The 23,865-nt window shown below is 54.9% G+C and carries 21 protein-coding genes and 1 pseudogene; 3 read left to right on the forward strand and 19 right to left on the reverse strand.

Features of this window, described 5'->3' with window-relative positions; translation table 11 throughout:
- Positions 1-16 precede the first annotated feature (16 nt).
- The 7 genes from ACFSX3_RS32325 to ACFSX3_RS32355 all read right to left on the reverse strand — a co-directional run bounded on the left by ACFSX3_RS32325 (position 17) and on the right by ACFSX3_RS32355 (position 12,604).
- Complete coding sequence (locus ACFSX3_RS32325; protein WP_209991882.1) at positions 17-1,639, reverse strand: extracellular solute-binding protein; 1,623 nt, start codon at positions 1,637-1,639, stop codon at positions 17-19.
- 41 nt (positions 1,640-1,680) lie between these two features.
- Positions 1,681-4,923 (reverse strand): DUF6259 domain-containing protein, encoded by a 3,243-nt coding sequence (locus ACFSX3_RS32330; RefSeq protein WP_209991881.1) that lies wholly within the window; start codon positions 4,921-4,923, stop codon positions 1,681-1,683.
- A 36-nt stretch (positions 4,924-4,959) separates the two neighbouring features.
- On the reverse strand, positions 4,960-6,378 hold the full coding sequence (locus tag ACFSX3_RS32335; protein WP_209991880.1) for a family 43 glycosylhydrolase: 1,419 nt from the start codon (positions 6,376-6,378) through the stop codon (positions 4,960-4,962).
- Positions 6,379-6,387: 9 nt separating this feature from the next.
- Positions 6,388-8,031 (reverse strand): extracellular solute-binding protein, encoded by a 1,644-nt coding sequence (locus ACFSX3_RS32340; protein ID WP_209991879.1) that lies wholly within the window; start codon positions 8,029-8,031, stop codon positions 6,388-6,390.
- Between the two features lie 98 nt (positions 8,032-8,129).
- The gene (locus ACFSX3_RS32345; protein WP_209991878.1) at positions 8,130-9,800 is read right to left on the reverse strand and encodes a response regulator; all 1,671 of its coding nucleotides are present in this window, start codon (positions 9,798-9,800) and stop codon (positions 8,130-8,132) included.
- A complete protein-coding gene (locus ACFSX3_RS32350) occupies positions 9,797-11,458 on the reverse strand; it encodes a sensor histidine kinase (protein WP_379254998.1) in 1,662 nt (553 codons plus the stop codon). The genes ACFSX3_RS32345 and ACFSX3_RS32350 overlap by 4 nt, the downstream gene beginning before the upstream one ends.
- A 186-nt stretch (positions 11,459-11,644) precedes the next feature.
- Positions 11,645-12,604: an acetylxylan esterase gene (locus ACFSX3_RS32355; protein ID WP_209991876.1), complete on the reverse strand. Its 960-nt coding sequence runs from the start codon at positions 12,602-12,604 to the stop codon at positions 11,645-11,647.
- Between the two features lie 103 nt (positions 12,605-12,707).
- Between ACFSX3_RS32355 and ACFSX3_RS32360 the strand changes: the two genes are divergently transcribed.
- A complete protein-coding gene (locus tag ACFSX3_RS32360; RefSeq protein ID WP_209991875.1) occupies positions 12,708-13,571 on the forward strand; it encodes a PocR ligand-binding domain-containing protein in 864 nt (287 codons plus the stop codon).
- Between the two features lie 286 nt (positions 13,572-13,857).
- Here ACFSX3_RS32360 and ACFSX3_RS32365 read toward each other — a convergent pair whose 3' ends face one another.
- The 11 genes from ACFSX3_RS32365 to ACFSX3_RS32415 form a co-directional block, all read right to left on the reverse strand.
- The gene (locus ACFSX3_RS32365) at positions 13,858-14,241 is read right to left on the reverse strand and encodes an ATPase (protein ID WP_209991909.1); all 384 of its coding nucleotides are present in this window, start codon (positions 14,239-14,241) and stop codon (positions 13,858-13,860) included.
- A 158-nt stretch (positions 14,242-14,399) separates the two neighbouring features.
- Positions 14,400-15,173 (reverse strand): ABC transporter permease subunit, encoded by a 774-nt coding sequence (locus ACFSX3_RS32370; protein WP_209991874.1) that lies wholly within the window; start codon positions 15,171-15,173, stop codon positions 14,400-14,402.
- Positions 15,170-16,081: an ABC transporter ATP-binding protein gene (locus tag ACFSX3_RS32375; RefSeq protein ID WP_209991873.1), complete on the reverse strand. Its 912-nt coding sequence runs from the start codon at positions 16,079-16,081 to the stop codon at positions 15,170-15,172. Before ACFSX3_RS32375 ends, ACFSX3_RS32370 begins: the two co-directional genes overlap by 4 nt.
- Positions 16,081-16,272, reverse strand: a complete 192-nt coding sequence (locus ACFSX3_RS32380) for a PLD nuclease N-terminal domain-containing protein (protein WP_209991872.1) — start codon at positions 16,270-16,272, stop codon at positions 16,081-16,083. The genes ACFSX3_RS32375 and ACFSX3_RS32380 overlap by 1 nt, the downstream gene beginning before the upstream one ends.
- A gap of 40 nt (positions 16,273-16,312) precedes the next feature.
- Complete coding sequence (locus ACFSX3_RS32385) at positions 16,313-16,546, reverse strand: hypothetical protein (protein WP_209991871.1); 234 nt, start codon at positions 16,544-16,546, stop codon at positions 16,313-16,315.
- Positions 16,543-16,863 (reverse strand): DUF5345 family protein, encoded by a 321-nt coding sequence (locus tag ACFSX3_RS32390; RefSeq protein ID WP_209991870.1) that lies wholly within the window; start codon positions 16,861-16,863, stop codon positions 16,543-16,545. The genes ACFSX3_RS32385 and ACFSX3_RS32390 overlap by 4 nt, the downstream gene beginning before the upstream one ends.
- Positions 16,853-17,395, reverse strand: a complete 543-nt coding sequence (gene sigY / locus ACFSX3_RS32395) for an RNA polymerase sigma factor SigY (RefSeq protein ID WP_209991869.1) — start codon at positions 17,393-17,395, stop codon at positions 16,853-16,855. Before sigY ends, ACFSX3_RS32390 begins: the two co-directional genes overlap by 11 nt.
- Positions 17,396-17,453: 58 nt before the next feature.
- Positions 17,454-17,660, reverse strand: coding sequence for a hypothetical protein (locus tag ACFSX3_RS32400; protein ID WP_209991868.1), 207 nt, complete (start codon positions 17,658-17,660; stop codon positions 17,454-17,456).
- Positions 17,661-17,877: 217 nt separating this feature from the next.
- Positions 17,878-18,507: an MBL fold metallo-hydrolase gene (locus ACFSX3_RS32405; protein ID WP_209991867.1), complete on the reverse strand. Its 630-nt coding sequence runs from the start codon at positions 18,505-18,507 to the stop codon at positions 17,878-17,880.
- Between the two features lie 5 nt (positions 18,508-18,512).
- Positions 18,513-19,079, reverse strand: a complete 567-nt coding sequence (locus ACFSX3_RS32410; RefSeq protein WP_209991866.1) for a thioredoxin family protein — start codon at positions 19,077-19,079, stop codon at positions 18,513-18,515.
- Positions 19,076-19,690, reverse strand: a complete 615-nt coding sequence (locus ACFSX3_RS32415; protein ID WP_036696330.1) for a DedA family protein — start codon at positions 19,688-19,690, stop codon at positions 19,076-19,078. The genes ACFSX3_RS32410 and ACFSX3_RS32415 overlap by 4 nt, the downstream gene beginning before the upstream one ends.
- A 264-nt stretch (positions 19,691-19,954) precedes the next feature.
- On the opposite strand from ACFSX3_RS32415, the pseudogene ACFSX3_RS32420 reads away from it, so the two are divergent.
- Together ACFSX3_RS32420 and ACFSX3_RS32425 are read left to right on the forward strand one after the other, a co-directional pair.
- Positions 19,955-20,215 (forward strand): annotated as a pseudogene (locus ACFSX3_RS32420) (autorepressor SdpR family transcription factor); the annotation flags it as partial.
- Positions 20,216-20,325: 110 nt separating this feature from the next.
- Complete coding sequence (locus ACFSX3_RS32425; RefSeq protein ID WP_209991865.1) at positions 20,326-20,979, forward strand: SdpI family protein; 654 nt, start codon at positions 20,326-20,328, stop codon at positions 20,977-20,979.
- A gap of 141 nt (positions 20,980-21,120) precedes the next feature.
- On the opposite strand, the gene ACFSX3_RS32430 is transcribed toward ACFSX3_RS32425, so the two are convergent.
- On the reverse strand, positions 21,121-23,763 hold the full coding sequence (locus ACFSX3_RS32430; RefSeq protein WP_379254992.1) for an O-antigen ligase family protein: 2,643 nt from the start codon (positions 23,761-23,763) through the stop codon (positions 21,121-21,123).
- Positions 23,764-23,865: the final 102 nt, after the last annotated feature.

A 23,865-nucleotide genomic window follows, 5' to 3' on the forward strand; every position in this document is an offset into this window, starting at 1 on the left:
TAGGCTACCCCTTTCATCACAAGCTGGCGTTGATCTCGTCCAGAATCTGCTGGCCGCCCAGCTTGTGCCACTCGGATACGAAGGTATCGAAGGCGTCAATAGGCTCCGCACCCATAATGATCTTCGTGAAAATTTCACGTTCATAATCGCCCAGAATGCCCATTTTGTTCAGCATCGTTTCCGTGGTGCCTCCATAAGCCTGGGGAATCAGATGATCCGTGCCATAGCCCTCCACAATCGTTTTGAAGGCTTTGACCTGGTGATACTCCATATAGCCGGTCCCCTTGCCGTCCAGATAAGCTACGCTCGGTTCGTATTTCCCCGTCTCGGTCAGAGCCTGATCCAGCTTGCTGGGATCGCGCTTCTCGATGGCTTCGATCAGGTATTCCAAAGATTTCACGGTAGCATCATCGGTCGTAAGGGTCCGGGCCAGGGACAAGTGCCCCTGTTCTACAATGGTCTGCCCTTTTTCGAAAGCAAAGAATTTCTTGACCTCGGGATCATTCCGGTTCGGACCGTAAGCCATCTCGTTGTAATCATTCAATAATTGGACGAGAATTTCGGGATGCTTATAGTCTTTGTTCACTGCATAGTAACTCACCACGGTTGTGCCTACATTGGCAAATACATCCTCGCCGTCGGCGCTTGGGGCCGCCAGTGGAGTCCAGACCATATCCGGCTGGCCCTCCAGGCCCGTACCGTACATGTATACGTTCCAGCAGCGTCCATAGCTGATGCCGTATTTGCCGCCGCTGACCTCCTCCGTTACCTTGGTCGTATCCTTCATGCCAAACTCAGGATCAATCAGGCCGGCCTGATACATTTCTCTGAGCTTAGCCAAGGCATTCTTCATTTCAGGCTGCACGCTGCCGTAGGTGATCTTGCCGTCATCTCCTTTGAGCCAGCTCTGCGGATAGGCATGGTAGCCGTTGAAGAATCCGGTGGTGGAGGTAATCCCGTCGAATAGCCAGTTGCTGAACGCCAGCCCGCCGGTGTCGTCAATGCCGTTGCCGTCCGGGTCCTGTTCCTTGAAGGCCTTGGCCACCGCAATCACATCGTCAATGGTCTTCGGCACTGGTAAGTTAAGCTTATCCAGCCAGTCCTGCCGCACCCATAGCAGACTGGGTTCATAGATGACCGAGGTCGTGTAAGGCAAAGCCATGAGCTTGCCGTCAAAGGTAGCCGAATCCATCGCAAGGCCGCCGTCACCGGTGAGAATCTCCTTCGTCAAATCAGAAGCATGCTCCTCGAAAACATCGGTCAGATCCGCTGTCATACCGGCCTTCACCATGGTCTCCAGCTGGTTGGTGGAGGCTTCGATGACGATATCCGGAATTGATCCCGAGGCAATGACGATGTTCAGCTTCTCATTGTATTCATTCTGCAGAGCTGTCCATTCGTGTATGACATTCAGATGGAACTTGTCAGCATAATGCCGGTACCAGATGTTGTTCGCAAAATCATCCCCTGCGGGATATCCCCAGGTGGGCAGGGAATAACGGCCTACCCGCAGGTCAATGGGTTGCTTCGGATCGGCACTGGAGCTGGCAGTGTCTTTGGTGTTGGTATTGGATGGTGAGCTGCAGGCTGTCAGGGCCAAAAGAACGGTACTAATAGATAACGCGGCAATTTTTCTCATGATTTTGCTTCCCCCTCATATTCGGTTTCTGCATGACCTCTTTATTGCACAATCAGAGCCGGCTGGCCCCAGAAGGCCCTGTCATATCCGTAGTCGCCCAACGAATCAGTGATCAGGGTGATGATGACCGAAGTTCCGGCATATTCGGCCAGCGGGATACTGAACGGCGTCCAGGCCCCACCCGGCATGATATCCTGCGACCACTTTACCGTTCCGTTCACCGCTATGCGGAAGCCGGCGCCCTGGGAGTCATCCGATCCGTCCTTAATGCCGGCGAATCCCTGCAGTACAGCCTGCGTGTCTGCGGGCAAATTCAAGGCATATTCAATATGCGTCTGCCCGTGCTGCGGCGGGTGGGCATCCAGCCCCTGCTTCTCAACACCGAGTACAGAGCCGCTTCCCGGGAATCCGCCGAACGGAGACTGGGCTTGCCCTTCGCTTCCGTCCTCGAACACCAGGCTCGAATGATATGGAGCGCCGGGTAACGATAAGGGCAGCTGCACAGGAGCAGACACGTTGTGAATCAGATACACCGTACCCGAGGCAGGTGCTGTAATTTCGTAGTGATTGTTACCTAGACTTACAGACGAGGCTGCTCCGTAGCTGGATTGCACCACAGTTAAGGGCAGCGGGCTGTTCACCTTGAAGCTTACGCTGCGGTTGCCGCCGTAAGTTGCGACGGCTACTGTCGGCGCCACCCATACGGCAGAATCATTGTCCACCGTCACACCGGGATGCGTCTCCAGCCGGAGGGTCACTTCTTTGCCTGCGAATTCCGACAAATCCAGCTCCATGGCTGTAGGTGAGGCGCTTCTGCTGAACTGCTCTTCACTCAGCACCGTACGGTCCCCAGGCGCTTCTGCCTTATCCCAAGCGGATACCTTGAAGGTGACACCGTCACTGCTCGCAACATTCTGCTCGGAGCCCAGCTGCACACCGGCTTGAAAGCTCGCTGCCGCTGCTGCAGGCAGATTGATATCAAATTCCAGCCAGGTATGCCCGCCCTGCCACTGTCCTGCGTAAGGCGGATGGGCCAGGATCCGGTCGCCCCAGTGCTGCTCAGTTCCTCCTCCGGGGAAGGAGTAGGAGAATCCGCCCGTGGTAGGGAACGGGGCAGCGGTTGTATGGACGGTACCGTCTCCCAGAACCTCTCCTGCTCTAACCGGTCCCTCGTAATTCAGCAGATCTATATCCCCGAACTGAAGCTTGTCGTCCATAACGATGGTGGTGTGGGTGGAGCGGCTGGACAGCCGTTTTAGCGCCACATCCTCCGGCCACTCATAGACATGGAATCCCTCGGGATCGCGGACCTGGTTCAAATACAGATACGTTTTGTCCGGGTCCAGCCCGAACAGCTTCTGTTCGTCATAGAGCAGCCACCCCGGAATGCTTCCCGGCAACGGATAGGTCTCTGCCCCGTACAAATAACGCATGATGTCGGTGCCCCCGCCGGAAGGGTTCCCGTCGTAGGCGGTCAGCTTCTCGCCATAGGAATCGCGGACATATTTGGCACTGCCGCCGTTTGCTGTCCTGAAAGCAAACAAAGTGGGATCTGACATATTGCTGAAATCGGCTGTAGGCTGTGCGCTCTGGTACCAGCCCGCTTCATCCAGCAATTGTTCCATCAGCGGGGTAGGATTGGCGATCTGGCCCAGATTAGGTCTTGTGAGCATCGGAATGGCCCCGAGCCGGTTCTGAACGACCTTATGCCAGGCCATGAAATAATCCTCCGTGATCGGGTTCGCATGATCAGGATGACCATAAATGGTCGTATACGGGGCAAAAATCGCTGAGCTGGCCGGAACCACCTGATTGATTTTGCTGTCATCCCACGTTCCGCTCGCGGAGAAGATGCCATAGGCATGGCGCTGCGCAAAGGACTCATAGCGTGTCGTGATTTCATTCAAGCTCTCCCCGCCCAAGGCGATATCCGGCAGCGCTTCTCTAAGCTCGCGGTGCAGGGCGATATTGCCTTGCATCATGTTGTTGCCGTCAATCAGGCCGTTGGCATCGTTATACATGAGCAGCGACTGGTCCAGATGCAGCGCGTCCGGTCCGACCTCATTCACCAGGGCAGTCATCTTGTTAACGAAGAGTTCCCGCCACGCCTCCGCCGCCGGATTAATAACGGCAAATGAAATCTGTTCCGATCCTGCTGTATACTCCCAGCGCTTCCGCTCCAGCGTGAACGGATCCTTCACCTGATAGGGCTGCATCTGTGTATAATTCTCGTTGTTAAACGATGTTCCGAATATATTGACATACAGCATCACGCGGAATCCCAGCGCCTGAGCAGCGTCGATCCTGGCTGCGATATCCGGCTTAGGCTCATAATTGGGAAAATTCACATCATAGGGGTCCGCTCTCCAGCCGGGAACAACCAGCAGCGTCCGCTCCGCATCTACCCGCTGTGCAAGCTCCTCCAGCATCGGCTGGTCTTCCAGATCGGTCAGTACCGTGAATCCGATATCCTTCGCCCAATCCGGTGCCTTCGCGGAAGATTCAGCTAACCCAAAGGCGCCATCTGCCCACTCCCGGTACATCGCCGATCCTTTTGCCCAGTCACCGGCGTAGGCTTTAAGCCGCCAATCCGTGGAGACTGACTTGGTCGTTTGCTGAAACGGAGCGGGCGATTGCGTCTCTATTCCAACATAGAAGCTGCCATTCTCATGCTTCACATGCAATGTTTTGAAGAAATCGGCATTGTCATCCGCATGAACCAGCAGTCCGCCCTCTGCCCCCTGCACAAGAAACATCTGCGCCTCCCAGACATCGGGATAGGTGAACTGGGAGAAGCCATAGGCGGCGTCCGGTGATTCGGCAGTGAGCCGTATCCCGCCCAGTGCAGGAATAATCAGATCATACGTATCGGGGATAATGAATCCCCATTGCACGCCCGATATACCTGGTTGCACTGTCTGCGCATGTTGGCTGACGGTCAAGGTACCGTCATATTTACGGGCAACCGTCGTTTCCAGCTCAGCCAGCGAAGTGCCCGACCCCCAGGTGTGTTCATAGGTGACATGCCCTCTCTTCGCTGAAACGGTGGAAGTTGCCGTATCATTCCACAGATTGTTCTGCGCCAGATGGCGGATACCGGTCAGCTTGCCTTCGTTGCCGCGGGCCAGATTTATCGTTCCATAGGTGAAGTCGATGGCGGCCGTGCCGGAATCAATCGTCACCTTCACATTAGCTGTATCTGCAAAACTAAGACCCGGCAGACTGCCACACCAAAGGATACACGCCACACATACCATCACTGTTCTTCTGACAACATGGATCATTACCTATCCCCTCTCTTCATCCGGAATGGAATGGACCTACATTGCAAACTGCCTGGTAATGAATTCCGCACTCCCCTCACTCACGAACAGCCCCATCCCTCCTTGCTGGAAATCATACAGCCGTGTGCTTAACGCAAGCTCCTCGTTCACATAGACTACGCATACCTGATCTTCCAGATATATGCTTAACGAGCAGGCGGTTCCGGGCAGCAATTGCAGCGGCCGCTCCATGCCGACGGCGTAGGGGACATCTCCCTTCCTCGGCCACTGGTCAACAACAATCCGGTTACGGCCCGGCTCCAGCCGGATCATATACCCCTGCCCGAACTCCTGATCGGTCCGCAGAATAATGCCGCAGCCCCGGGTGCCGGGAGCGAACGTTATCGTCGCCTCCAGCTTGCAGGCGCCGTCCGGTAATGGCCCCGCATAGGCACCGGCGAAGGAATCGGTTGCCGTAACCGCAGCCGTGCTGCCGCTGAACTTCCAGCGTCCGAGCACTTCGGTGAAGGATAAAGCGCTTTCCTGATTAAACGCAGCATTCAGGGTATCCGGCACTTTTACAAGCAGCGCACCATCCGTGCCCTGTACGACTTCATGCACAACCAGATGTCCGCCCCATTGCCAGGTGCCCCCGTCATGCTCGCCTTCCCGCGTCGGGTTCCATCCGAAAGCATAACGCCGCTCACCGTCGGTCCAGGTCTTGGCGGCATAGAATGCCCGGGTATCAAGTGCATCGTTCTCGGGTGCCAGCCAAGGCCCCTGCAGCGAGCGGCTCATCCGGTAATGCGTGACCGTACGGTCCGAGAATGTCGAGTACAGAAGGTACCACCAGTCCCCCATCCGGAACAGGTCCGGGCATTCGTGAGTCGTATACAAGTAGGGAGCCCAGAACGGATCGCGTACCTCCCAGCTGGTCAAGTCCTTGGAGGCGCATAGGGCAACGCAGCCGCGGCGACCCGCGGGGCCCTTCTTCAACCGGGCGGCAAGGAGCATCCAATATTCCCCCGCCTCCTCGTTCCAGAATACAAACGGATCACGCCAGTCATGCTCCTCGTAGCCCACCGTTGGTGCGAAGAAGGCATCCTCCGGCCGTTTTTCCCAATGTACAAAATCGCTGCTGACCGCATGCATCACTGCCTGCTGCGCCTTGCCCTCTGCCGGAAAATGAAAATTGTTGCCGGTATAGAAAATATGATACAGTCCGTCTTTCTTCAGCACGCATCCCGTATAGATATACAGGTCCTGCTCGGATACCGCGCCCCTCGGCAGAACCTCTCCGTATTCCTTGTAGTGAATGAAATCCCGGGTCCCCAGCAGAAACCAGGGCGTGCCTTCACCGTGTCCTTCCCTGTCGCGCCAATCTTTCAGATACAGCAGCTTGAACTCGCCGTCTTCATAGAACGGGATAACGTCGGCCAGCCAGCCGTCTTCAGGCTTGTAGAATAATTTGCTCATGCTGCTCGTTCACTCTCCTCCATACGGTTCATTAATTTCTTCCAGGATCGCTTTACCGCCAAGCCGGTTCCAATCCTTTACGAATCTATCGAATTCATCAATGGAAACCGCCCCCATAATAATTTTGGTGAAGGTTTCCTTCTCGAGTCTGTCCAGCATGGCCCACTTCTCTGTCATCGTAGGGGTCTGTCCTCCGAAGGCAGTCATCAGCAGCCGGTCGCCGCTATAGTGGTCCATGGTCGTCTCGAACCCGAAGTATTGATGGGCAACGGCCCAATTATCCATATTTCCGGTTGTCAGGTAATCAAGGGTCGGCCCGTATTTGTCGGTTTCGGTGAGCGCATCCTTCAGCAGGCTTCCATCCTCGTTCCTGATAGCCTCGCGCAGTAACGACAACGACTCTGCCACATCCTCGTTGGATACACCGGATTGGACAAAGGACAGCCTGGAGGTGTTGATCCGTCCGCCGGCTTCTTCCACAGTAATGAATTCGCCTTCGCCGCGTCTGGAGCCGTGAACCACCTCTTCATGCAGGTTCAGCATTTTCACTACAGCCTCCGGGTGCTGATAGCCTTTGCGCACTACGACATATCCGCTGGCCGAGAAGCCTACGCTGGCCTTGGCCGGCACGCCATCCACCGAAGGCACCGCATACGGCTTCCACTCCATTCCGGGGTTTAGCCGTACCGCATCCAGGAATACATAGGGATTCCAGTTGGCGCCGAACGTCATGCCGAGCTTGTTCGCGGCGATATCCTCCACTACCTGGTCGCTGTCCTTGACACCGAATTCCCGGTCCAGCTGCCCGCTCCTGTACATCTCCTGAAGCTTGCCCAGCGCACTCTTCATCTCCGGCTGAATGGAACCGTACATCACTTGACCGTTCCCGTCCTTGATCCAGGTCTGCGGATAAGCGTGATACGCATTGAAGAATCCGGTAACCGAGGCAATGCCGCCATACAGGTAATTATTGATGGCCAGGCCAAAGGTATCCTGCTGGTTGTTGCCGTCGGGATCTTGCCCCGTAAATGCATCGGCAATCGCAAACACCTCCTCCAGCGTTTTGGGCTCAGGCAGACCCAATTTGTCCAGCCAGTCCGTACGCACCCACAGCAGATTGGCTTCGTAGATCGGAGCATTGACGATGGGAATGGCCAGCAGTTTGCCGTTGAACGTGGCGGAAGCCAAGGCCGCACCGCCGTCTCCCAGCTGCAGTTTTTTGGTGCGGCCGGAAGCGAAGCGCTCATATACCGCCGTCAGATCTTCCAATTGATCCGCATCCGCCAGCTGTTTGAGCTGGCCTGCCGAGACGGAGAACATCTCCGGCAGACTGCCCAATGCGATCAGGACATTCAGCTTACGGCTGTACTCGCCCGGCAGGGCGGTCCAATCGTGTTCAATTTCGATGCCCAGCAGGCTGCGGTACTCCCGGTACCAGATATTATCTTCAATGCTGTCACCGCCGGGATACGTCCAGGTCTGATCGACCGGACGAGCGATATGAAGCTGAATCGGCGGATCGTATTTTCCAAACGGGTAGACTTCATGTTCCGCAGAGTTCAGAATTATGCCCGTTCCGGGACTGCTCGCGCTCAGCAGCAGCGACAGAACGATTCCGTAAGACGTCAAGACTGCCAATCTCTTTCCCTTCACTTCTTATCCCCCTTCAATCTTGGAGGAGCTTCGTGAAAGTTCGCCTTATTTAGCATTATTATAGGCTCGCTTCCCCTGGCCACTCTACTCGCCGATTTTCACTTTTGATTATCCGATTTGGATAAGGTATGCCGCTCTCTGTATTCCTGGGGAGTAATGCCGGTCTCCTTCTTGAAAAAGCGGTAGAAGGATTGCTCCGTCATAAAGCCGACCGCTTTCGAAATGTCCTGCACAATCAGACTGCCGCCCTCCAGCAGCTTCTGGGCTTCCGCCAACCGGGACGACGCCACGTAATCCGGCAACGACTGGCCCGTTAAACGCTTATACAACCGGGTCAAGTAATACGGATTGTAGCCTACGACATCACCGATCCGGGTCAGTGACAGATCGCCGGCCAAATGATGCTCCACGTACAACCGGACGCGGGTAATCAAATCATGCTCGCGGTAAACCTGGTCATCTTGCTTTTGTTCAAACAGCTGCATGGCCAGCGCCGACAAATAATCTTCCGCGCTCTCCCAGGAAGGGTGGGCCTCATATCTTGTAAGCTTGTCCAAATCCATGGACTCTCCGATGACCTCATGCAGTTCCCAGCGGTTCATATAAGACAGCAACAAACACATGAGCGAATAGTAGATCTCCAGCTTCAGCCGGTTGTCGGTGCCACGCCCAGGAGAGGCCAACGCTGCCAGCTTGCCGAATTCGAGAAAAAAATGCTCCTGCTGTCCGTTGTCCAAATAAGCTGCCATGGCTCCCAGCTTCCCCAACTGGCTGCTAATTTCATGATTGTGCAGCTCTGCCTGCTGCGCCTCCTCTCCGGCTTCCTTGCGCTGTTCGATCAGGACAAGCTCCTTGCCCATGCCAAGTCCCCGTCCCAGCAGCGCCTTCAGGGTGCTGAACTGCCGGGGCGCCTCCTCCCAGGGGCGAAATGCTGCACCCGCCGAGAACGACAGCCGCAGCTTCAGCAGCCGCTTGCAGCTCATGGCGATCGTCTCAAGCGTCCCATGGATGAACCGGAGCGCCCGCTCCCTGTCCTCCGGAGCATCTGCCATAGGCTGCAGCAGCCACAGCAGCTTGTTCTTCTCATAACGCAGACTGAGGCAGCGCACGGAGGGGAGCCAGTATTCTTCGGCAATATTCCGGATAGCGTACAGCATCAGCTCCCTGTCTGCTACACTAAGCTCGTCCCGCCAATCGTCCACACGCCCGATCGTGAGCAGTACACCGCGGGCAGCATCCAGCGGGCATTCCAGTTCCTGGAATTTATGTGCAAGCTGGCTTACGCCCGGGCTATCCCCCTGCAGCAGCTCCAGCAAATAATCGCCCAGCAGCAGCGGACGGACAAGCTGCAGCTGCCGGTGCGCACGCTCGATCAGCTCCTCTGCTTCCACCGCCGCATATAGCTGCGCAGCGGCCTGCTCCACAGCGCGAAGAATCGCTTCTTCGCCTTCTGTCTTTAACAGATAGTCCACCCCGCCGCCGCGCATGACTTGCTGTATATAATCAAATTCGTTATATCCGCTCAAAAAAATAATTTTGCACCACGGCCAGTAACGTCTGATTTCCTGCTGCAGCTCCAGCCCGTCCATTCCCGGCATGCGGATATCGGACAATACAATATCGAACTTCATCTTCCCCAGCTGCTCCAGTGCCTCCGCAGCGGAATACGCACCGTATACCTCCAGCTCCAGCTTGTCCCAGTGCCCGAACAGATCAAGCAGGTTCCGTACAATCCACCGTTCATTATCGACAATCAGCAGTCTGATCATGGCTGTCTCCCTTCTTCCCGTCTTATCATCAGCAGCACCTTCAATCCGCCCAGTTCACTGCGTGATACTTCAATTCCGAACGCCGGACCATAGTTCAACTGGAGCCGGCGGTGCACATTGAGGATTCCTGTCGTCTCCATCGCTTCTTCAGCAAGAGCCAGCGTTCTGCGCAGCGCATTCAGCTGTTCTTCGTCCAGCGATTCTCCGTTGTCTTCCACCCCGATGACCAGCCGGTCCTCCCCTTCCTCACGGAAGCTTACCCGCAGCATCCCTTCTGCCAGCTTGTTCTCCAGCCCGTGGGCATAAGCGTTCTCAATTAATGGCTGGACAATGAGCCGAGGTACCATGGAAGCCTCCCACCCCTGCGGTATGGGCTCCAGTTCGGCTGTGACCGTACCGGCGAAACGTATATTCTGAATCTCCACATAAGACCATGCGTGCTTCATCTCTGCAAGCAGACTGACCTGCTCCGCTCCACTACGTGTAATAAACTGAAAATAGCCGCTGAGGTGGTGAAGCATCCGCTCGGCTACTTCATGTTCCCTCATACGAACGAGACCCTGCAGAATGAAGAAGGTGTTGTAGAAAAAATGGGGGTTAATCTGCGATTGCAATTGCTTAAGCTCGGATTGCTGGGATCTGATCTGCTGCTCATACACCTCATGAATCAACTCCTGAATCCGCTCCAGCATATGGTTGAAGTGGTTATATACATAATTGAATTCATCCTGATTGCCGTGATAGAGCCTGACACTCAGATCACCCATCTCCACTCTCCGGAAGGAAGTAATCAGCCGCCTCATCGGCTTATGAATAAACCGGTATATCCAGTAAGAGAACACTACGGCGAGCAGCAAAGCGACCAGCGACTCTCCCCAAATCCAGTTGCGATGCTTATTCAGCGGCTCCAGCACCGTCTCCGCAGGGACAAACACGGCCAAAGTCGTCCCCAGCAGCGGTGAATATTCACTGGCTCCAAAATAGTCAATGCCTGCCGACTCCAGCCGGTATTGGCCGGACTCGCCGCTGTCGTTGAGCAACTCCCCGCGGAGAGCTTCCCCGAACGCAGCCAGCAGCGAGTCCTCCACACCGGAGGCAATCTGCCACTGGCCGCCAGTGTCCATCCATAGAGCTCCGCCGCCCTCCCCCTCGGCCATGCTGGAGAGTGAGCGGAGAATCTCCGGGCGTGACAGCTGAATTTCGATGGCCAGCACTGGCGGCCGGCCGGCGTACACCGCATCGGGGTAGACGCCACTCATCAGCAGCTTCTCGCCCATGCCGAAGATCGGTGATTTCATGTGGGCCGGGTTCAAAATGCCCTCCAGTTCTTCAGGCGGCATCGCACTGTCGAAATTGTTGGCATTGATGCTTCGGTCCAGGGAAGGAATATACAGCTTAACGTTCTCCACGAACGGGCTGGAGCTTTTGAGCAAATATAATTTGCTCTTGGCGGATAACAAGGCGCGGGTCCGTTCATAATCGTTCAACTGGTTCGGAACCGTGGCCAGCAAGAGCAAATCATCGTCATTGACATACTCCAGCTTCAGCCGCGTCAGCCGTGTCAGCTCTGTCTCCAGCGAAGTCAGATAGAAGTGGACACGGCTGGCCATGGATTCCGAGATTTGCTTCTGGACAACCTCCTGTCCGGATTGATTCATGACCAGCCCCCACAGGTAGAGCGGAATAATGACAAGCAAGAAAGCCATAACAAGTTTGGGATAAATTGAAAGCGTTCTCATAAATCTGATCAACAGCATCTCTCTCCTTCCACAAGCCTCCCCTGTAGTCCCATCATACCTCTGCAGCAGGCCCTTAAACAATAATAAAGAGAGGCGGTTAGCCTCTCACATTTCAAGCAGAAATTGTATGGTTTTGTCCTCGAAGCCCGGCAGCCGTTCATGGATGAAATCGGGATAGATCTCCAGTTTCTTCTCGCAGCGGATTCGGTTGTAGGCGGCGAATTGTGTCGAAGGCGGACACACCGTATCCAGCAATCCCACACCCATCATCACCTTCCCGCTGATCCGGTCCGCCAGGTGTTGAACATCAATATAGCCGAGCCGTTCAAAAATCTCATTCTCCCGCAGGTGCTGGGGATCGCGGTGACGGAAAAACGTCCGCAGTTCCTCATAGGCATCTCGGGCCAGGTCCATTTCCCATACCCGTTTATAATCACACAGGAACGGAACACTGGGTGCAGCCCGGTTGATCCGCGGCTCAAGCGCCGCACAGGCCAGCACCAGCCCCCCTCCCTGCGATCCGCCGATTGCACCGACGCGGGCCGCATCCACTTCCGGCATGTCCATTACAATTCCGGCGAGCTGTGCCGCATCAAGATAGATCTGCCGGAACAGCAGCCGTTCGGGCGCATCATCCAGTCCGCGAATCAGGTGCCCTTTATGTGTGGTTCCTTTGACCCCGCCAACATCTTCGGACAGTCCTCCCTGGCCTCTGCAATCCAATGTGGCTATAGTAAAGCCCAAGGAAGCATAGATTAGCTTGTCGGCCCAGTCATCCGAGTGGTGGGCGTACCCATGGAACTGCACTACCGCCGGGTGCGGACCTGCAACATGCTTCGGCTTGACCAGCTTCGCATGGATACGCGCTCCCCCTGTCCCCGTGAAATACAAATGGAAGCATTCGGCGAACGGAACCTGAAACCCGCTTCTCACCAGTTCCACACGGGCATCCGTATTTCTCATCTCTTGCAGTGCTTGTTCCCAATAAGCCTCGAAGTTGGCCGGACGGGGATTACGTCCCTCATACGTTAATAATTGTTCTAACGGCATATCGACTAGCGGCATTAATAAGCACCTCCGTCTCTCTTGGTTTGTGTGTCCCATATCAAATACAGTACAATGTTGCCAGCAACGAAAGAAACAACCCGGAAGAAGAGGAGGCCGCACCATGAGCTTGTTGTTCAACCTGCCCGAAGTCAAGGAATTGCTGCGCAATTTCTATACATTGACCGGTATCCGCACCGTGATTTTCGACAATTCCTTTACTGAGCTGGCCGCATACCCTACCCGTCATTCGACATATTGTCATATCATCCGCAGTGATCCGCGCGCGGAGGCCCAATGCATCCTCTGTGACCAGGCAGCCTGCACCCAAGTGAAAAAGGAGAAAGCCCTTTACACCTATCAATGTCATGCCGGACTTACCGAAACGGTGGTTCCAATTCAAACGGACAATCAGGTCATCGGATATATTATGTTCGGCCAATTGCTGCAGACCGGGTCCCGTGATGAGTTATGGGAGAAGGTCTGTGAGAATATAAGCCCCTATAATGTGGATATGAATAAACTGTACAGCGCCTTCCAGCGCAAAAAATACATCTCCAAGGAAGTCATTGATGCTTACGCCAAAACCATGGAGATGAGCGCCAGCTACCTGTATCTATCCCGGATGCTGGTTCTGAAGGAGGATACGCTGGCACAAAAGATCGACGGTTATATTACAGAGCATATCCAGGAACCGCTGTCCGTTCCCGTTCTGTGCAAAGCATTCAGCATCAGCAAATCCCATCTCTACAAGCTCTCGGAGCAGAACTTTGGCATGGGCATTGCGGAATATATCCGTAGCCTCCGTATCCAAATGGCCAAAAGGCTGCTGGGTGACACCGACAGTCCGATTTACGAAATTGCGGAGCAAGTCGGCATTCCCGATTATAATTACTTTACCAAAGCCTTCAAAAAGGTCACCGGCACATTGCCCAGCGTCTACCGCAAAGAAAACACTTTACAAGGACGCACTCCGGGCCGATTCTGACGGCTCCTGGTTGAAAGCGTATACAGCAGAGATAGCAGCTTCCGGCACCAGCCTCTTGTTATCACCCCCGGCCTCTAGCAGTTCTGCCTTGCTCTGTGCTGATCTTATCATCCCGTCCCTGGACCAAAATAGTAATAATCGTTTGAATTAATAGTCATTTTGTTCTCAAAGGTGTGTACTATAGACAGCGCGCTTGGCTTGTCAGGAGACAAAAAAAACCCACAAAGTGGGGCTTTAGCTTCGATGATGACTCATCAAAAAAAAGCCGGCATTCGCCGGCTCTTACTTAAATCCAGGCGCGAAGGTTCACCTGCTTGATGAAATCCGCCTGGGACAAACTCTCTTGGGATGCAGCCTCTATCTCTTCAACCTCAACTTCCTCGCCGTTCATCAGATGATGAAACAGCTTCTCATTGTACGTTGACAATGCATAATCTATCAGCGCTTCGTGCGTGGCTCTTTCAGCTTCTAGTACCAGCAATTGTTCTTCGGCCTCAATATCCTCTGCTGTAACATAGAAATTCCGGTTAGCTTGGGGAACACGAATGACATAATCAAACGCATTATCAGGATTGCGGTCGTAAGCAATCAGGTAGCCAAAGTCTCCGATAGGAAGACTCTGCTCAAAAGCGTCTGCGATAATGACAATCTTCTCTCCTAAACGCAGCATCATCCTACCTCCTGACCAAAATCTATCATGGTTCTGCTTGTTTCAACAGTCTACTAAAAAAAGATAGAGCTGTCCAGCAGCAGGATGATTGTACGATGAATTTCCGCAGAAAACACTCTGAAAATTCATGAAAGATCGCTTTCTTATTGCAAAGCTTGCTAGACTGGCAATTTATTCCTTCCAGCCAGCAGTGAGGCGCTGGCAATACAAATAATAATCAGGAGCACTGCGGAGACAATCGGTGCCAAGCTCACTCCGGCGCCTCCATCTGCAAGTACACCGGCAGACATTCCCGGCAGAGCAGCAGGCATCCAGTTCAGCTTAACTGGCAACAGGCCATGGACCAGACTCATGACCGCTGCCAGCAGGAGAGATAGACCGGCAGCTGCAGGTCCGCGCAGCCAGGCACTGAAGAGCAGCGTAAGCGATACCGCACAGAGCAGCCACAGCGCATACAGTGCAGACGCTGCAATCACATCCCCCCAGGATAAAGCCCCCATAAGCTGTACAGTATAATAAGCCGCTCCCGCTGTTCCCAACCCAATGGCAATAACCAGCACCGTGAAGTTCGCGGTCCATTTGGCTGCAACAACGGATATAGAGGAGACCGGCTTCGCCATTAACAGTTCGGAGGTGCCGCTGCTGCGCTCTCCTGCCAGACTGTTCATCGTTCCCAGCACCAGAATCAGCATCCCAATTGTTCCATACTGGCCTAAGGCCTGAGCCATTACAGAAGACGCGGCTGGTCTCTCCATACTCTCCATCAATCCAGCCGGGACATTGGAAGAGAACGCCAGGATATCCGCCATATAAAAGCTGACCAGCGGCTGCATAATTCCCAGAACAATAAACACCACGGGAACCCAAATCAGCTTATAGCTGCGCACATTCTCCAGCATCTCCTTCAAATATAGAGCCCAAAGCCTCCTCATGTTCCCACCACCTTCATGAACAGGTCCTCCAGTGTCGATGAGCCTGCTTCAAATTGCAGCAGCGGAATATCCAGTTCCACAGCTTCCTGTAAAAGCGTCCGGCGGGCGAGTTCTACATCCGTGACATTGAACACGGCCTTGCCATCCGAAATTAGCGCTTCTTCAATAAAATCCCTGTGTCTAAGTCCTTCAAGCCAGCGGATAGCCGAATCTTCCTTCCCTGTAGTGAGTCGGATTACCGGCAGACTGTATTCTGCACGGAGACTGGACAAGGTTCCTTGGACAGCTATAGTCCCCTGGTTCATCAATACGACATCATCACATATTTCTTCCGCATCATGCAGCACATGTGTGGAGAAAATAACGGTTGTCTCCTCCCGGATGTCCCTAAGCAGCTCCATGACTTCCCGGCGTCCGATAGGATCAAGCGCGGAGACAGGCTCATCCAGCAAAAGCAGGCGCGGGCGGTGTACCAGGGCCTGGCCCAGCCCGAGGCGCTGCTTCATCCCCCCGGAATAACCGCCAATCCGCCGCCGTGCCGCAGAGCCTAGTCCCACACGCTCCAGCACAGCGCCCGATGCCACCGCAGCCTCCCGTGCATTCATGCCGCTCATCCTGGCGGCAAATACGATGTATTCGTGTCCGCTCATCCAGTTGTAGAAAGCCGGGGCTTGCGGCAGATAGCCCAGTTGCCGGCGGTAATCCTTCCCCGGAGCCCCGTCAAAAGTGATCGTTCCGGCAGACTGCTTCAGAAGACCGGAAAGCATACGCAGCGTTGTAGTCTTCCCGGCTCCATTGGGTCCGAGCAGCGCGACACAGCGTCCTGCTTCAATTCCAAAGCTGATGCCGTTCACCGAGGGATGCCCCTTAAAGCTCTTGTGAAGATCCTTGACCTCAAGCAGCGGCATTAGAATTCTTTCCTTCCCAGTGTAAAATAAGCCACGCTGCCCAGCAGGTTGCCAAAAATCAAGAACAGAACCCACATCCATTTCGGTCCGCGTACCTGCTCTGTCTTGCTCAGTGAAATCAGACCGATTATTGCCAGCACTACCTGCAGTGCAAGCAGCGGCGCAATCAATCCCCAATTCAAATCCTCCATAGCCGTGTCCTCCTTATCTGTCGGGCAATGAACTATTGTCTCAGCGGCTCCTTCCGTCCTTCCGTTTGCGCTTGTCTGGAAGAACTACAAACAGCAGGTAACATACTGCCGGTGACGGTGCACCGGTAAGCCCCCAGATTCCCCAGAACCAGGCCTTCCTCCCTTGACCTCTGTCCCTGGCATCACGGAACAGCCAGGTTCCCTGCAGCAGCAGCACAGCTGCAAGAATTATCCAAATCCAAACAGGTATCTCCTGCAGCTCCTTCACGCTCATGATTCCTCCCGCCCGTGTCTGATCCGCGCTGCTCCCAGGCTGCCAAGTGCGCTCAGAATGAACACTGCCTGCAGACTCCAATACAGCACCGGCGCCGTGCTTAGAATAGAAATCACTATGGTAACCAGTACAAGAGCCACCAATAGGAATAACAGCAGCTCTTTACGGCGCCGCTTCCTCCGGCGGATAGCTTCCCCGGCAATTAGCTGCTCCAGCTCCGGCAAGGAGGGCGGAGTAACATCGGCATAGAGCATATCCAGGTGATCCAGCTCTGCGGACAGCTTACCCAGCAGTTCCTCGTCACTCTTAAACCTCATCCTCATTCAGCTCCTTTCGCAGTTGACCCAATCCGGCAGCTACCCGTGATTTGACCGTTCCGGAAGGGATCTCAAGCATCTCCCCGATCTCATCGTAGCTGTATCCGTAATAATGCTTCAGCAGCACAGCCATTCTGTGCGCAGAGGATAGACGCGACAAGGCGTCGAGCACTTCACTCCACTCCATATTCCGGCTCTCAAAGCTCCAGCGTAAACTGCGGTTCCCCTGCTCCTGCATCTGCCCTTCCCGCCACTGTGCCTCCCGGCTCCAGCGCCGCTTACGGTCAATGTACAACCGGCTGCCAATGGTAATCAGCCATGAGGAGAATGCCGAGGTCCCATTATAAGTCCCGATCTTCTCCATGCATCTGACCATCGTGTCCTGAGCAATCTCTTCCGCAAGCAAAGGGTCAAGTGTCGCTTTGATCAGATACTTGTACAGGAAGGGATAATGCTCCCGCAGCAGCACGGCCAGTGCAGCAGCGTCACCCTGCTGTGCCTGGCTGATCATCTCCAGCGTCCTGTCGCCCATAGCCCCTCCCCTTATCTCTTCTGTCACACCTGTAATACGTCTATGTAATAGTTATCGTTCATTCCGAGTCAGAATTATTCTGCAGCTCCCACAGTCTGCGTCTCCATGGCTGAATAGCCCCCTTGCCTCCGGGAAAACTCCAGAACAGCGTATATTTAGTATCACTCTTCCCGCCCAGATCATTCACTTCATTCCGCTCCGCTATCAATGAATCATTCGCTTCCAATTCCCCGTAATCCAACTGACAATGCATATTATCCTTCATTCTGCTTCCCCCAATAAAATTCATATCTATAGGCAAAAAAAAGAACGCAAACCGGGATTATTCCACAGTCTGCGTGCTTCGCGAGGTAAATGTTACATTTAATTAACCATATTGTAACAACCTGGCCCCGGCTTGTCTACCTCTAATTTCCCGGTTTGTGTCAAATCCAGCCAAAAGATGTCGTTACACGGCAAACGGAAACGGCTTTGGCGTCCTCTTACATCGGGACATAAGGGTTGTGAAGCCTCTCATAGCCGATTGAGGTTCGCGGACCATGTCCGGGGAACACTCTCACTTCCTCATCCAGCCGGTAGAGCTTGCCGCGGATCGAGTCAATCAGATCCCGTTCTCTGCCGCCCGGAAGATCGGTACGTCCCACTCCCATTTTGAACAAGACATCACCGGCGAACAAATCATTCCCGCATAAAAAGCTAACGCTCCCCGGCGAATGTCCCGGCGTATGCATGACACGGAAAGAAAGGCCGAGCAGCTTCAGAGTCTGGCCTTCCGCCAGATCGTACTCTGCCGGATCTGTGCTGATGGGAGGCGTAGTATCAGGCCACATCAAGGAGCCGTTCAGCTTCGGGCTGCCCAGCCACTCGCTCTCCAGCGGATGGATATAGACCGGGCACTTCTTGGCTTTGCGGACCTCGTCCAGTCCGGCAATATGGTCGAAATGGGCATGCGTCAGCAGAATCGCTTCAATCTCCATTCCCTCAGCGCCGCGGAGAAGACCCGCAGGATTAGCACCCGGATCAATGATGACACCGCGCTTCGGGTCTGCCCCCGTCAGAAGATAGGCGTTAGTCTGGAGTGCCCCCAGGTTATAAGAACGAATATTAAGCATCGGCATTAGAATCCGGAGATCAGACTGCGCAGCTCTTTGACGATAACTGCGTGTGATTCCGTTCCTTCTCCGTAGGCTTGCCCCATAGCTTTGCGCACTTCGGTAATTTTGCTGTCATAGTCCGCTGCTTCGCGGTCAGGGTTCTCCCGTTTGAACTCTCTCATCAGGGTCTGCACATGCTCCGGACGCGGTCCCCACTGGCCCAGTACATAACCTCCGGTATCCGCAAAAATCACGATGGGAACCGAACGTCCGCCCATGGTCAGGAAGTTGTCCATCAGGTCCAGATTCTCTTCCAGAATCATCACTTCCGTCTTGAAGCCCGCAGTCTCCAGAATCCGGAAGACTACCGGGACATTACGGACAACATCTCCGCACCAGTCGGCAGCCAGAATCAACACACGCAGATCATCCCGGTGATTCAGGCTCTCGAAATATTCGCGGTCACTCTCGTCTTCCCAGGTGAACTTCTCATACCAGGCTTCAAAAGCCTGCTGGTTCTTCGTCATGGCTTCCACGAACTGGCGCGGAGTCAGGCCTTGGCCAAATTTAGATGCTACATTCTGCTTCATACTGCACTACCCTTCTTTTTGGATTTGTACCACTTGAACAGGAAATACAGAATAATTACCGCAATAGCGCCAAGAAGAATCTCATGAGTGTACTTGGCTGCGACCTCATCAATGGTCTTCCACTTGTCCCCGAGCGTATACCCCAGATAGACAAACAACGCGCTCCACGGAATGACTGCAAGGGTTGTCAGCATAGTGAATTTGCCCAGCGGCATGCGGGAAATACCAGCCGGAACCGATATGGCATGGCGGACAACCGGGATAAAGCGGGCTGTGAAAATCACACCGGTCCCATACTTTTGAAACCATTCTTCGGAGTGGTCAATGTGCTTTTTGGAGATGAAAATGTACTTGCCGTACTTCTCCAGCACAGGCCTGCCGCCATAACGGCCAATCCAATAAACAAAGATCTGGGCGATCACTCCCCCGACGGTACCGAACAGCACCGCACCAAAAAAGTTAATATCGCCTTGTGAGACCAAATAGCCGCCGAAAGCCAGGACAATCTCACTTGGGATGACTTCAATCATGAGGCCGATCATAATCCCGAAGTAGCCCAGAGACTGAATCCATTCAAACAATTGTGAAATGACATCAGATATAAAGTGCAATGCAGGTCTCCTCCCGTATGGCGTAATAGCGTGGTATTCTGCTGGCAGAACCCATCCGCTTAACCGCTCTATGTATCCAGCTTCTCCTAGCCTATTCTAGCATATGCAGGCTTACGACTTCTACATTAAGGAAAACAAGCGGAAACGGCTTTCTGACCTTTTAAAAGAAAGGGAACGTTTCGGCGGGAAATAGAAGGATAATTTATAGCGTGAACCATATGTGAGTTTCTATATTGACAAAGATTGGAATCGACGCATATGGAGTTGAATGATTCGTTCAAAGCGCTCGCTGACCCGACCCGAAGGCAAATTCTCAGGCTGCTGCGTGAAAAGGACCGGACGGCCGGGGAAATTGCAGATTTTTTCAATATGACGAAACCCAGCATCTCGCACCACTTGAATGCGCTCAAGCACGCCGGGCTGGTGCAGGATGAACGTAACGGGCAATTCATCGTCTATTCGCTAAACTCCACGGTACTTGAAGAGGTGCTTGGCTGGTTCCTGGAATTGACGGGTACGGGCAAGGGCAGTACGGACAGCAAACCGGAGGCTCAGGCGGATGCTAATCCAAAGGGCTCAGGGTCCAAGGGGAAAAGTGACCCGCGCGCTATTAAAAATACGGAGGATGAAGATTGATGAAGAATTTCACATGGAAATGGCAGGATACGCTGATTGTCATGCTGGGCTTGCTCTCCCTGGGTTATGCTCTGCTGAATTACGGGAGTCTGCCGGATCAGCTTCCCGCCCAATTCAGTATTACCGGCAAGGTCAATACTTACTGGAGCAAGGGTTCAGTTATTGCCTTGTTCTCTTTTATGGGGTTGATTTTTCCGCTAACGATGCAGTTCATTCGCAATATTGATCCTAAGGGAGAGAATTACAATAAGTTCCCGGGCGCTTACAAAATGGTCCGTCTCACCGTTGCCGTCATCTGTGATGCCGCCCTTGTCCTGTCGGTCAGTTCCGGGCTGGATGAGCATTTTGCCGCCGGAAAGTGGGCTACTGTAAGCCTGGGGCTGCTGCTGGCTGTAATCGGAAATTTCCTGCCGCAGATCAGGGATAATTATTTCACCGGAGTCCGCACGCCCTGGACGCTGCATGACCCAGCCGTATGGCGGAGAACCCACCGCTTCTCCGGAAGGATGTGGGTGATCGGCGGCCTGCTAATTGCACTGGCGGCCTTCATGCCCGCTACGCTATCGATCTGCATGATCATTACTGCTCTGGTAATCATGATTATTCTCCCTACTGTATACTCTTGGCTGATCTCACGGCGTGTTAAAGCCTGAGATTAGTCCGGGATGGCTATGAACTGAGGCTGAAGGGATGGGCGGCAGCGGGCAGTCTAAATGCTCCCATTGCTGCGGTCATTGTGCTGATATGTTCACCGCAGCGGCGGTCAAACTCCGAGTTTCAATATGAGACGCGTCTTATCTATTGCTGGAGCTAAGCGCCGCCTGGGACTGTAAATGGGTTAAATGAAAGTAAATCCCTTTGCTCTGCGGAAATAGGGTGAAGTTGCGGTCATTATGCTGCGGTCCTCTCTCCTGTTCCTTGGCGGCCAGCAGGCTGTACTGCCGCAGCAGCTCTAGCCCCGCAGCAGCGCTGTCCGCCGCTAAACGTCTGTCTCCCTCCGCCAAGCTGCGCTCCCCCATCTCAAGCATCCCTCTTAATGCGGCGAGCCGCCCCGCAGCATTAAAGTGATCCGTCTGTTGACTGCGGCGGACCCAGTACAGTGCTTCTCCCGGATCACTGCCCCGCAGATATCTTGCCGCAAGCTCCCCGTGTATAGCAACATTCCCTGGAGAGAATGACAGGCTTCGCAACAACAGATCAACCCCTTGCTTCTGTGGGAGCAGCCGCGATAAAGCAACCGCAGTCTGAGGCTCCCTCGGATTCCATCTCAGTGATTGCTGCAGCAGTGTAATTTGTACGGCAGGGTCATTCTCTCTGACCGCCTGCTTGAATAGAGCAGCCCCCTTCATGGCCTGGAAGGAAAGGCCGCTGAACAGGAGGGTCAGCCCGCAGAGAACGCTGATTCCTGCGTATCCCCATAATCGGCGCGGCCGCTTCCTTCGCTGGACGGTCGGCTTGCTGCGCTGCCAACGGGAGTCATACAGAGCTGGAGGGGCAGCCGTCCTAGCGGTCCGGCTGTTTGCTTCGGCAAGTGCCCAGGCGGGCAGCAGGAGCAGTAGCAGCCAGACCAGTCCATAGCTCCAGTCAAAATCGACTGCGCTATGCAGCAGGATCACGAACAGGGGCGGAAGCAGCCTTGGTGACGCCTTGAATACCAGTCCTCCTGCGGCCAGAAGCAGCAGGAGGACCGCAGCCAGACCCGCCATCCCGAGGTTCAGCAGGATGTCGAGGTAACCGCTGTGCACCTGGGTGCCCACGTAGGGGCGGGACTGGGCGGCAAGGTACGTATGCCGCCAGGTCTCGCCCCCGCGCCCCAGCCAGGGCGCTTCTGCCGCGAGCTTCCAGGCGTCGCGGTAGAACAGTCCGCGCGCGTCGGCCGTCGGTGACGGCCCGGTGATCCGCGCGCGTACCAGCAGGAGGACGGCGCTGCCCGCCGCCGTCCAGGCCCCCGCCGCCAGCGCCAGCAGGGCGGCGCGGTGCTTGCCCGCCGCGCGGCTGACGCGGCGGTGCAGCCATAGGCCGGCCAGCCACGCGCCGGCCCAGAGCCCGGCCAGCAGCAGCAGGCCGGGCAGGGGCTCTGCCGCCAGCCCGGAGCGGGCCAGCTGGCGGTAGAGCAGCGCCGCCGCGGCAACGGGGGCGGCGCCGGTGATCAGAAGCGGCACGAACAGTTGCCGCTTCAGGAGAAGGGCTGCGGCACCGGCGGCAGCCGCAGCCAGCCATGCGCCACGCGACTCGCTGAGCAGCAGCGCGGCGGCGTACGGGAAGAGCGGCAGCAGGCGCGCCGCTGTCCGCATTAGCTCTGCGGTCCGGCGCCACGCGCGCTCCTCTCTGCCAGCTATAGCGGTCTCACCCGCGCTGCTTAGCGCTTCACCCTTCACTTCACCGCTGGCTATGTTCTCTTGCCCTGTCCGGCTTACCGTCCCACCCTCTGCTTCACTGCTGGCTATGTTCTCTTGCTCAGCTCTACTTACCTCTTCACCGTGCTCCTCCAGGCTTGCTGCTCCACGGGATGCTCCGCCCTCTTCCTCTGTGCCCTCTTCTCCGTTCACGGTTCCCGAAGGGCCCATCAGCTTGAAGCCGCTGGCGGCAGAGAATAACCTTTCCAGCAGAAACACAGCCATCACCGCGCCAAAGGCATTCGGATACTGGAGCAGTCCGGCCAGCCGGGCACCGGTAACACTGACCTCAGGTGACTGGCTGTAGGCTACCGCGTAGGGAAGCGGCAGCCCTCCGCATACCGCCAATAAGGCAGACAGGCTGATCACGAGGCCAAGCAGATGCCAGACCGCGGCAAGAAGAGCTCCTCCCCGGCGCGTTCCTGCCGCAAGTACAGCGAAGAGAGCATAGCTGGCGTAGAATCCCCAGCGCAGCAATTCATTCCATGTTCCCTGCGAGGATAAGGGGCCACGGAAGGCATGAATTGCATATAGAATACAGATGACCATGCAGCAGCCCGGCAACAACCATACAATCGCTTTTAACCTCCTAACTCTGCTCACGCTGCCACCCAACACTCGCCCGCTCCCGGACACTGCCTCAACTGCTGCCCGCGTCGTCGCGGCCCTCCCGCCATGATATGTCACCAACCGCTTACTCCCGGCTAACCTCTCAGCTTCAGTTATTTCTCTCTTTACGGGACCTCCAGTATCTCCCTTCACGCCCCCTCCGGCCAGCGCCCGTACGGGCTCCGCCTTCCCTGCCAGCTTCCCCTTCAGCTTCAGCTTCCGCATTTCCCAGCTGGAGGCAGCATAGAGGACAAGCCCCCCTAAGGTAAGAACTCCGCACAGCGCATACCATCCAGTCAGGAAGAGGTACATTTCCCCTACAAAAAAGAATCCCCGCAGCATACAGGCCGCAGCCCCCGCTGCTATCAGCGCCAAACCGCAACCCAGCGTGACCGCCATTCCCCCGTATTGCCGAAACCGATTGATCTGCATTCCTAAATCTCCTATTCCTCTTGTTGCCTACAGTCTTCCCATATCTATCGCAATGCAAAAGAAAATGGCTACATAAAACACACTTAAGTCTATGATTGGGGA

The organism is Paenibacillus rhizoplanae (genome assembly GCF_042684125.1).
Classification (GTDB): Bacteria; Bacillota; Bacilli; order Paenibacillales; family Paenibacillaceae; genus Paenibacillus_AQ; species Paenibacillus_AQ rhizoplanae.

Coding starts and splice junctions, on each gene's coding strand:
- ACFSX3_RS32370 (WP_209991874.1), bottom strand. CDS start 15,173: ATGAGGAGGCTTTGGGCTCTATATTTGAAGGAGATGCTGGAGAATGTG.
- ACFSX3_RS32405 (WP_209991867.1), bottom strand. CDS start 18,507: ATGCTTAATATTCGTTCTTATAACCTGGGGGCACTCCAGACTAACGCC.
- ACFSX3_RS32385 (WP_209991871.1), bottom strand. CDS start 16,546: ATGAGCGTGAAGGAGCTGCAGGAGATACCTGTTTGGATTTGGATAATT.
- ACFSX3_RS32425 (WP_209991865.1), top strand. CDS start 20,326: ATGAAGAATTTCACATGGAAATGGCAGGATACGCTGATTGTCATGCTG.
- ACFSX3_RS32355 (WP_209991876.1), bottom strand. CDS start 12,604: ATGCCGCTAGTCGATATGCCGTTAGAACAATTATTAACGTATGAGGGA.
- ACFSX3_RS32350 (WP_379254998.1), bottom strand. CDS start 11,458: ATGAATCAATCCGGACAGGAGGTTGTCCAGAAGCAAATCTCGGAATCC.
- ACFSX3_RS32410 (WP_209991866.1), bottom strand. CDS start 19,079: ATGAAGCAGAATGTAGCATCTAAATTTGGCCAAGGCCTGACTCCGCGC.
- ACFSX3_RS32400 (WP_209991868.1), bottom strand. CDS start 17,660: ATGAAGGATAATATGCATTGTCAGTTGGATTACGGGGAATTGGAAGCG.
- ACFSX3_RS32375 (WP_209991873.1), bottom strand. CDS start 16,081: ATGCCGCTGCTTGAGGTCAAGGATCTTCACAAGAGCTTTAAGGGGCAT.
- ACFSX3_RS32325 (WP_209991882.1), bottom strand. CDS start 1,639: ATGAGAAAAATTGCCGCGTTATCTATTAGTACCGTTCTTTTGGCCCTG.
- ACFSX3_RS32390 (WP_209991870.1), bottom strand. CDS start 16,863: ATGAGGTTTAAGAGTGACGAGGAACTGCTGGGTAAGCTGTCCGCAGAG.
- ACFSX3_RS32335 (WP_209991880.1), bottom strand. CDS start 6,378: ATGAGCAAATTATTCTACAAGCCTGAAGACGGCTGGCTGGCCGACGTT.
- ACFSX3_RS32360 (WP_209991875.1), top strand. CDS start 12,708: ATGAGCTTGTTGTTCAACCTGCCCGAAGTCAAGGAATTGCTGCGCAAT.
- sigY (WP_209991869.1), bottom strand. CDS start 17,395: ATGGGCGACAGGACGCTGGAGATGATCAGCCAGGCACAGCAGGGTGAC.
- ACFSX3_RS32330 (WP_209991881.1), bottom strand. CDS start 4,923: ATGATCCATGTTGTCAGAAGAACAGTGATGGTATGTGTGGCGTGTATC.
- ACFSX3_RS32345 (WP_209991878.1), bottom strand. CDS start 9,800: ATGATCAGACTGCTGATTGTCGATAATGAACGGTGGATTGTACGGAAC.
- ACFSX3_RS32365 (WP_209991909.1), bottom strand. CDS start 14,241: ATGCTGCGTTTAGGAGAGAAGATTGTCATTATCGCAGACGCTTTTGAG.
- ACFSX3_RS32430 (WP_379254992.1), bottom strand. CDS start 23,763: ATGCAGATCAATCGGTTTCGGCAATACGGGGGAATGGCGGTCACGCTG.
- ACFSX3_RS32380 (WP_209991872.1), bottom strand. CDS start 16,272: ATGGAGGATTTGAATTGGGGATTGATTGCGCCGCTGCTTGCACTGCAG.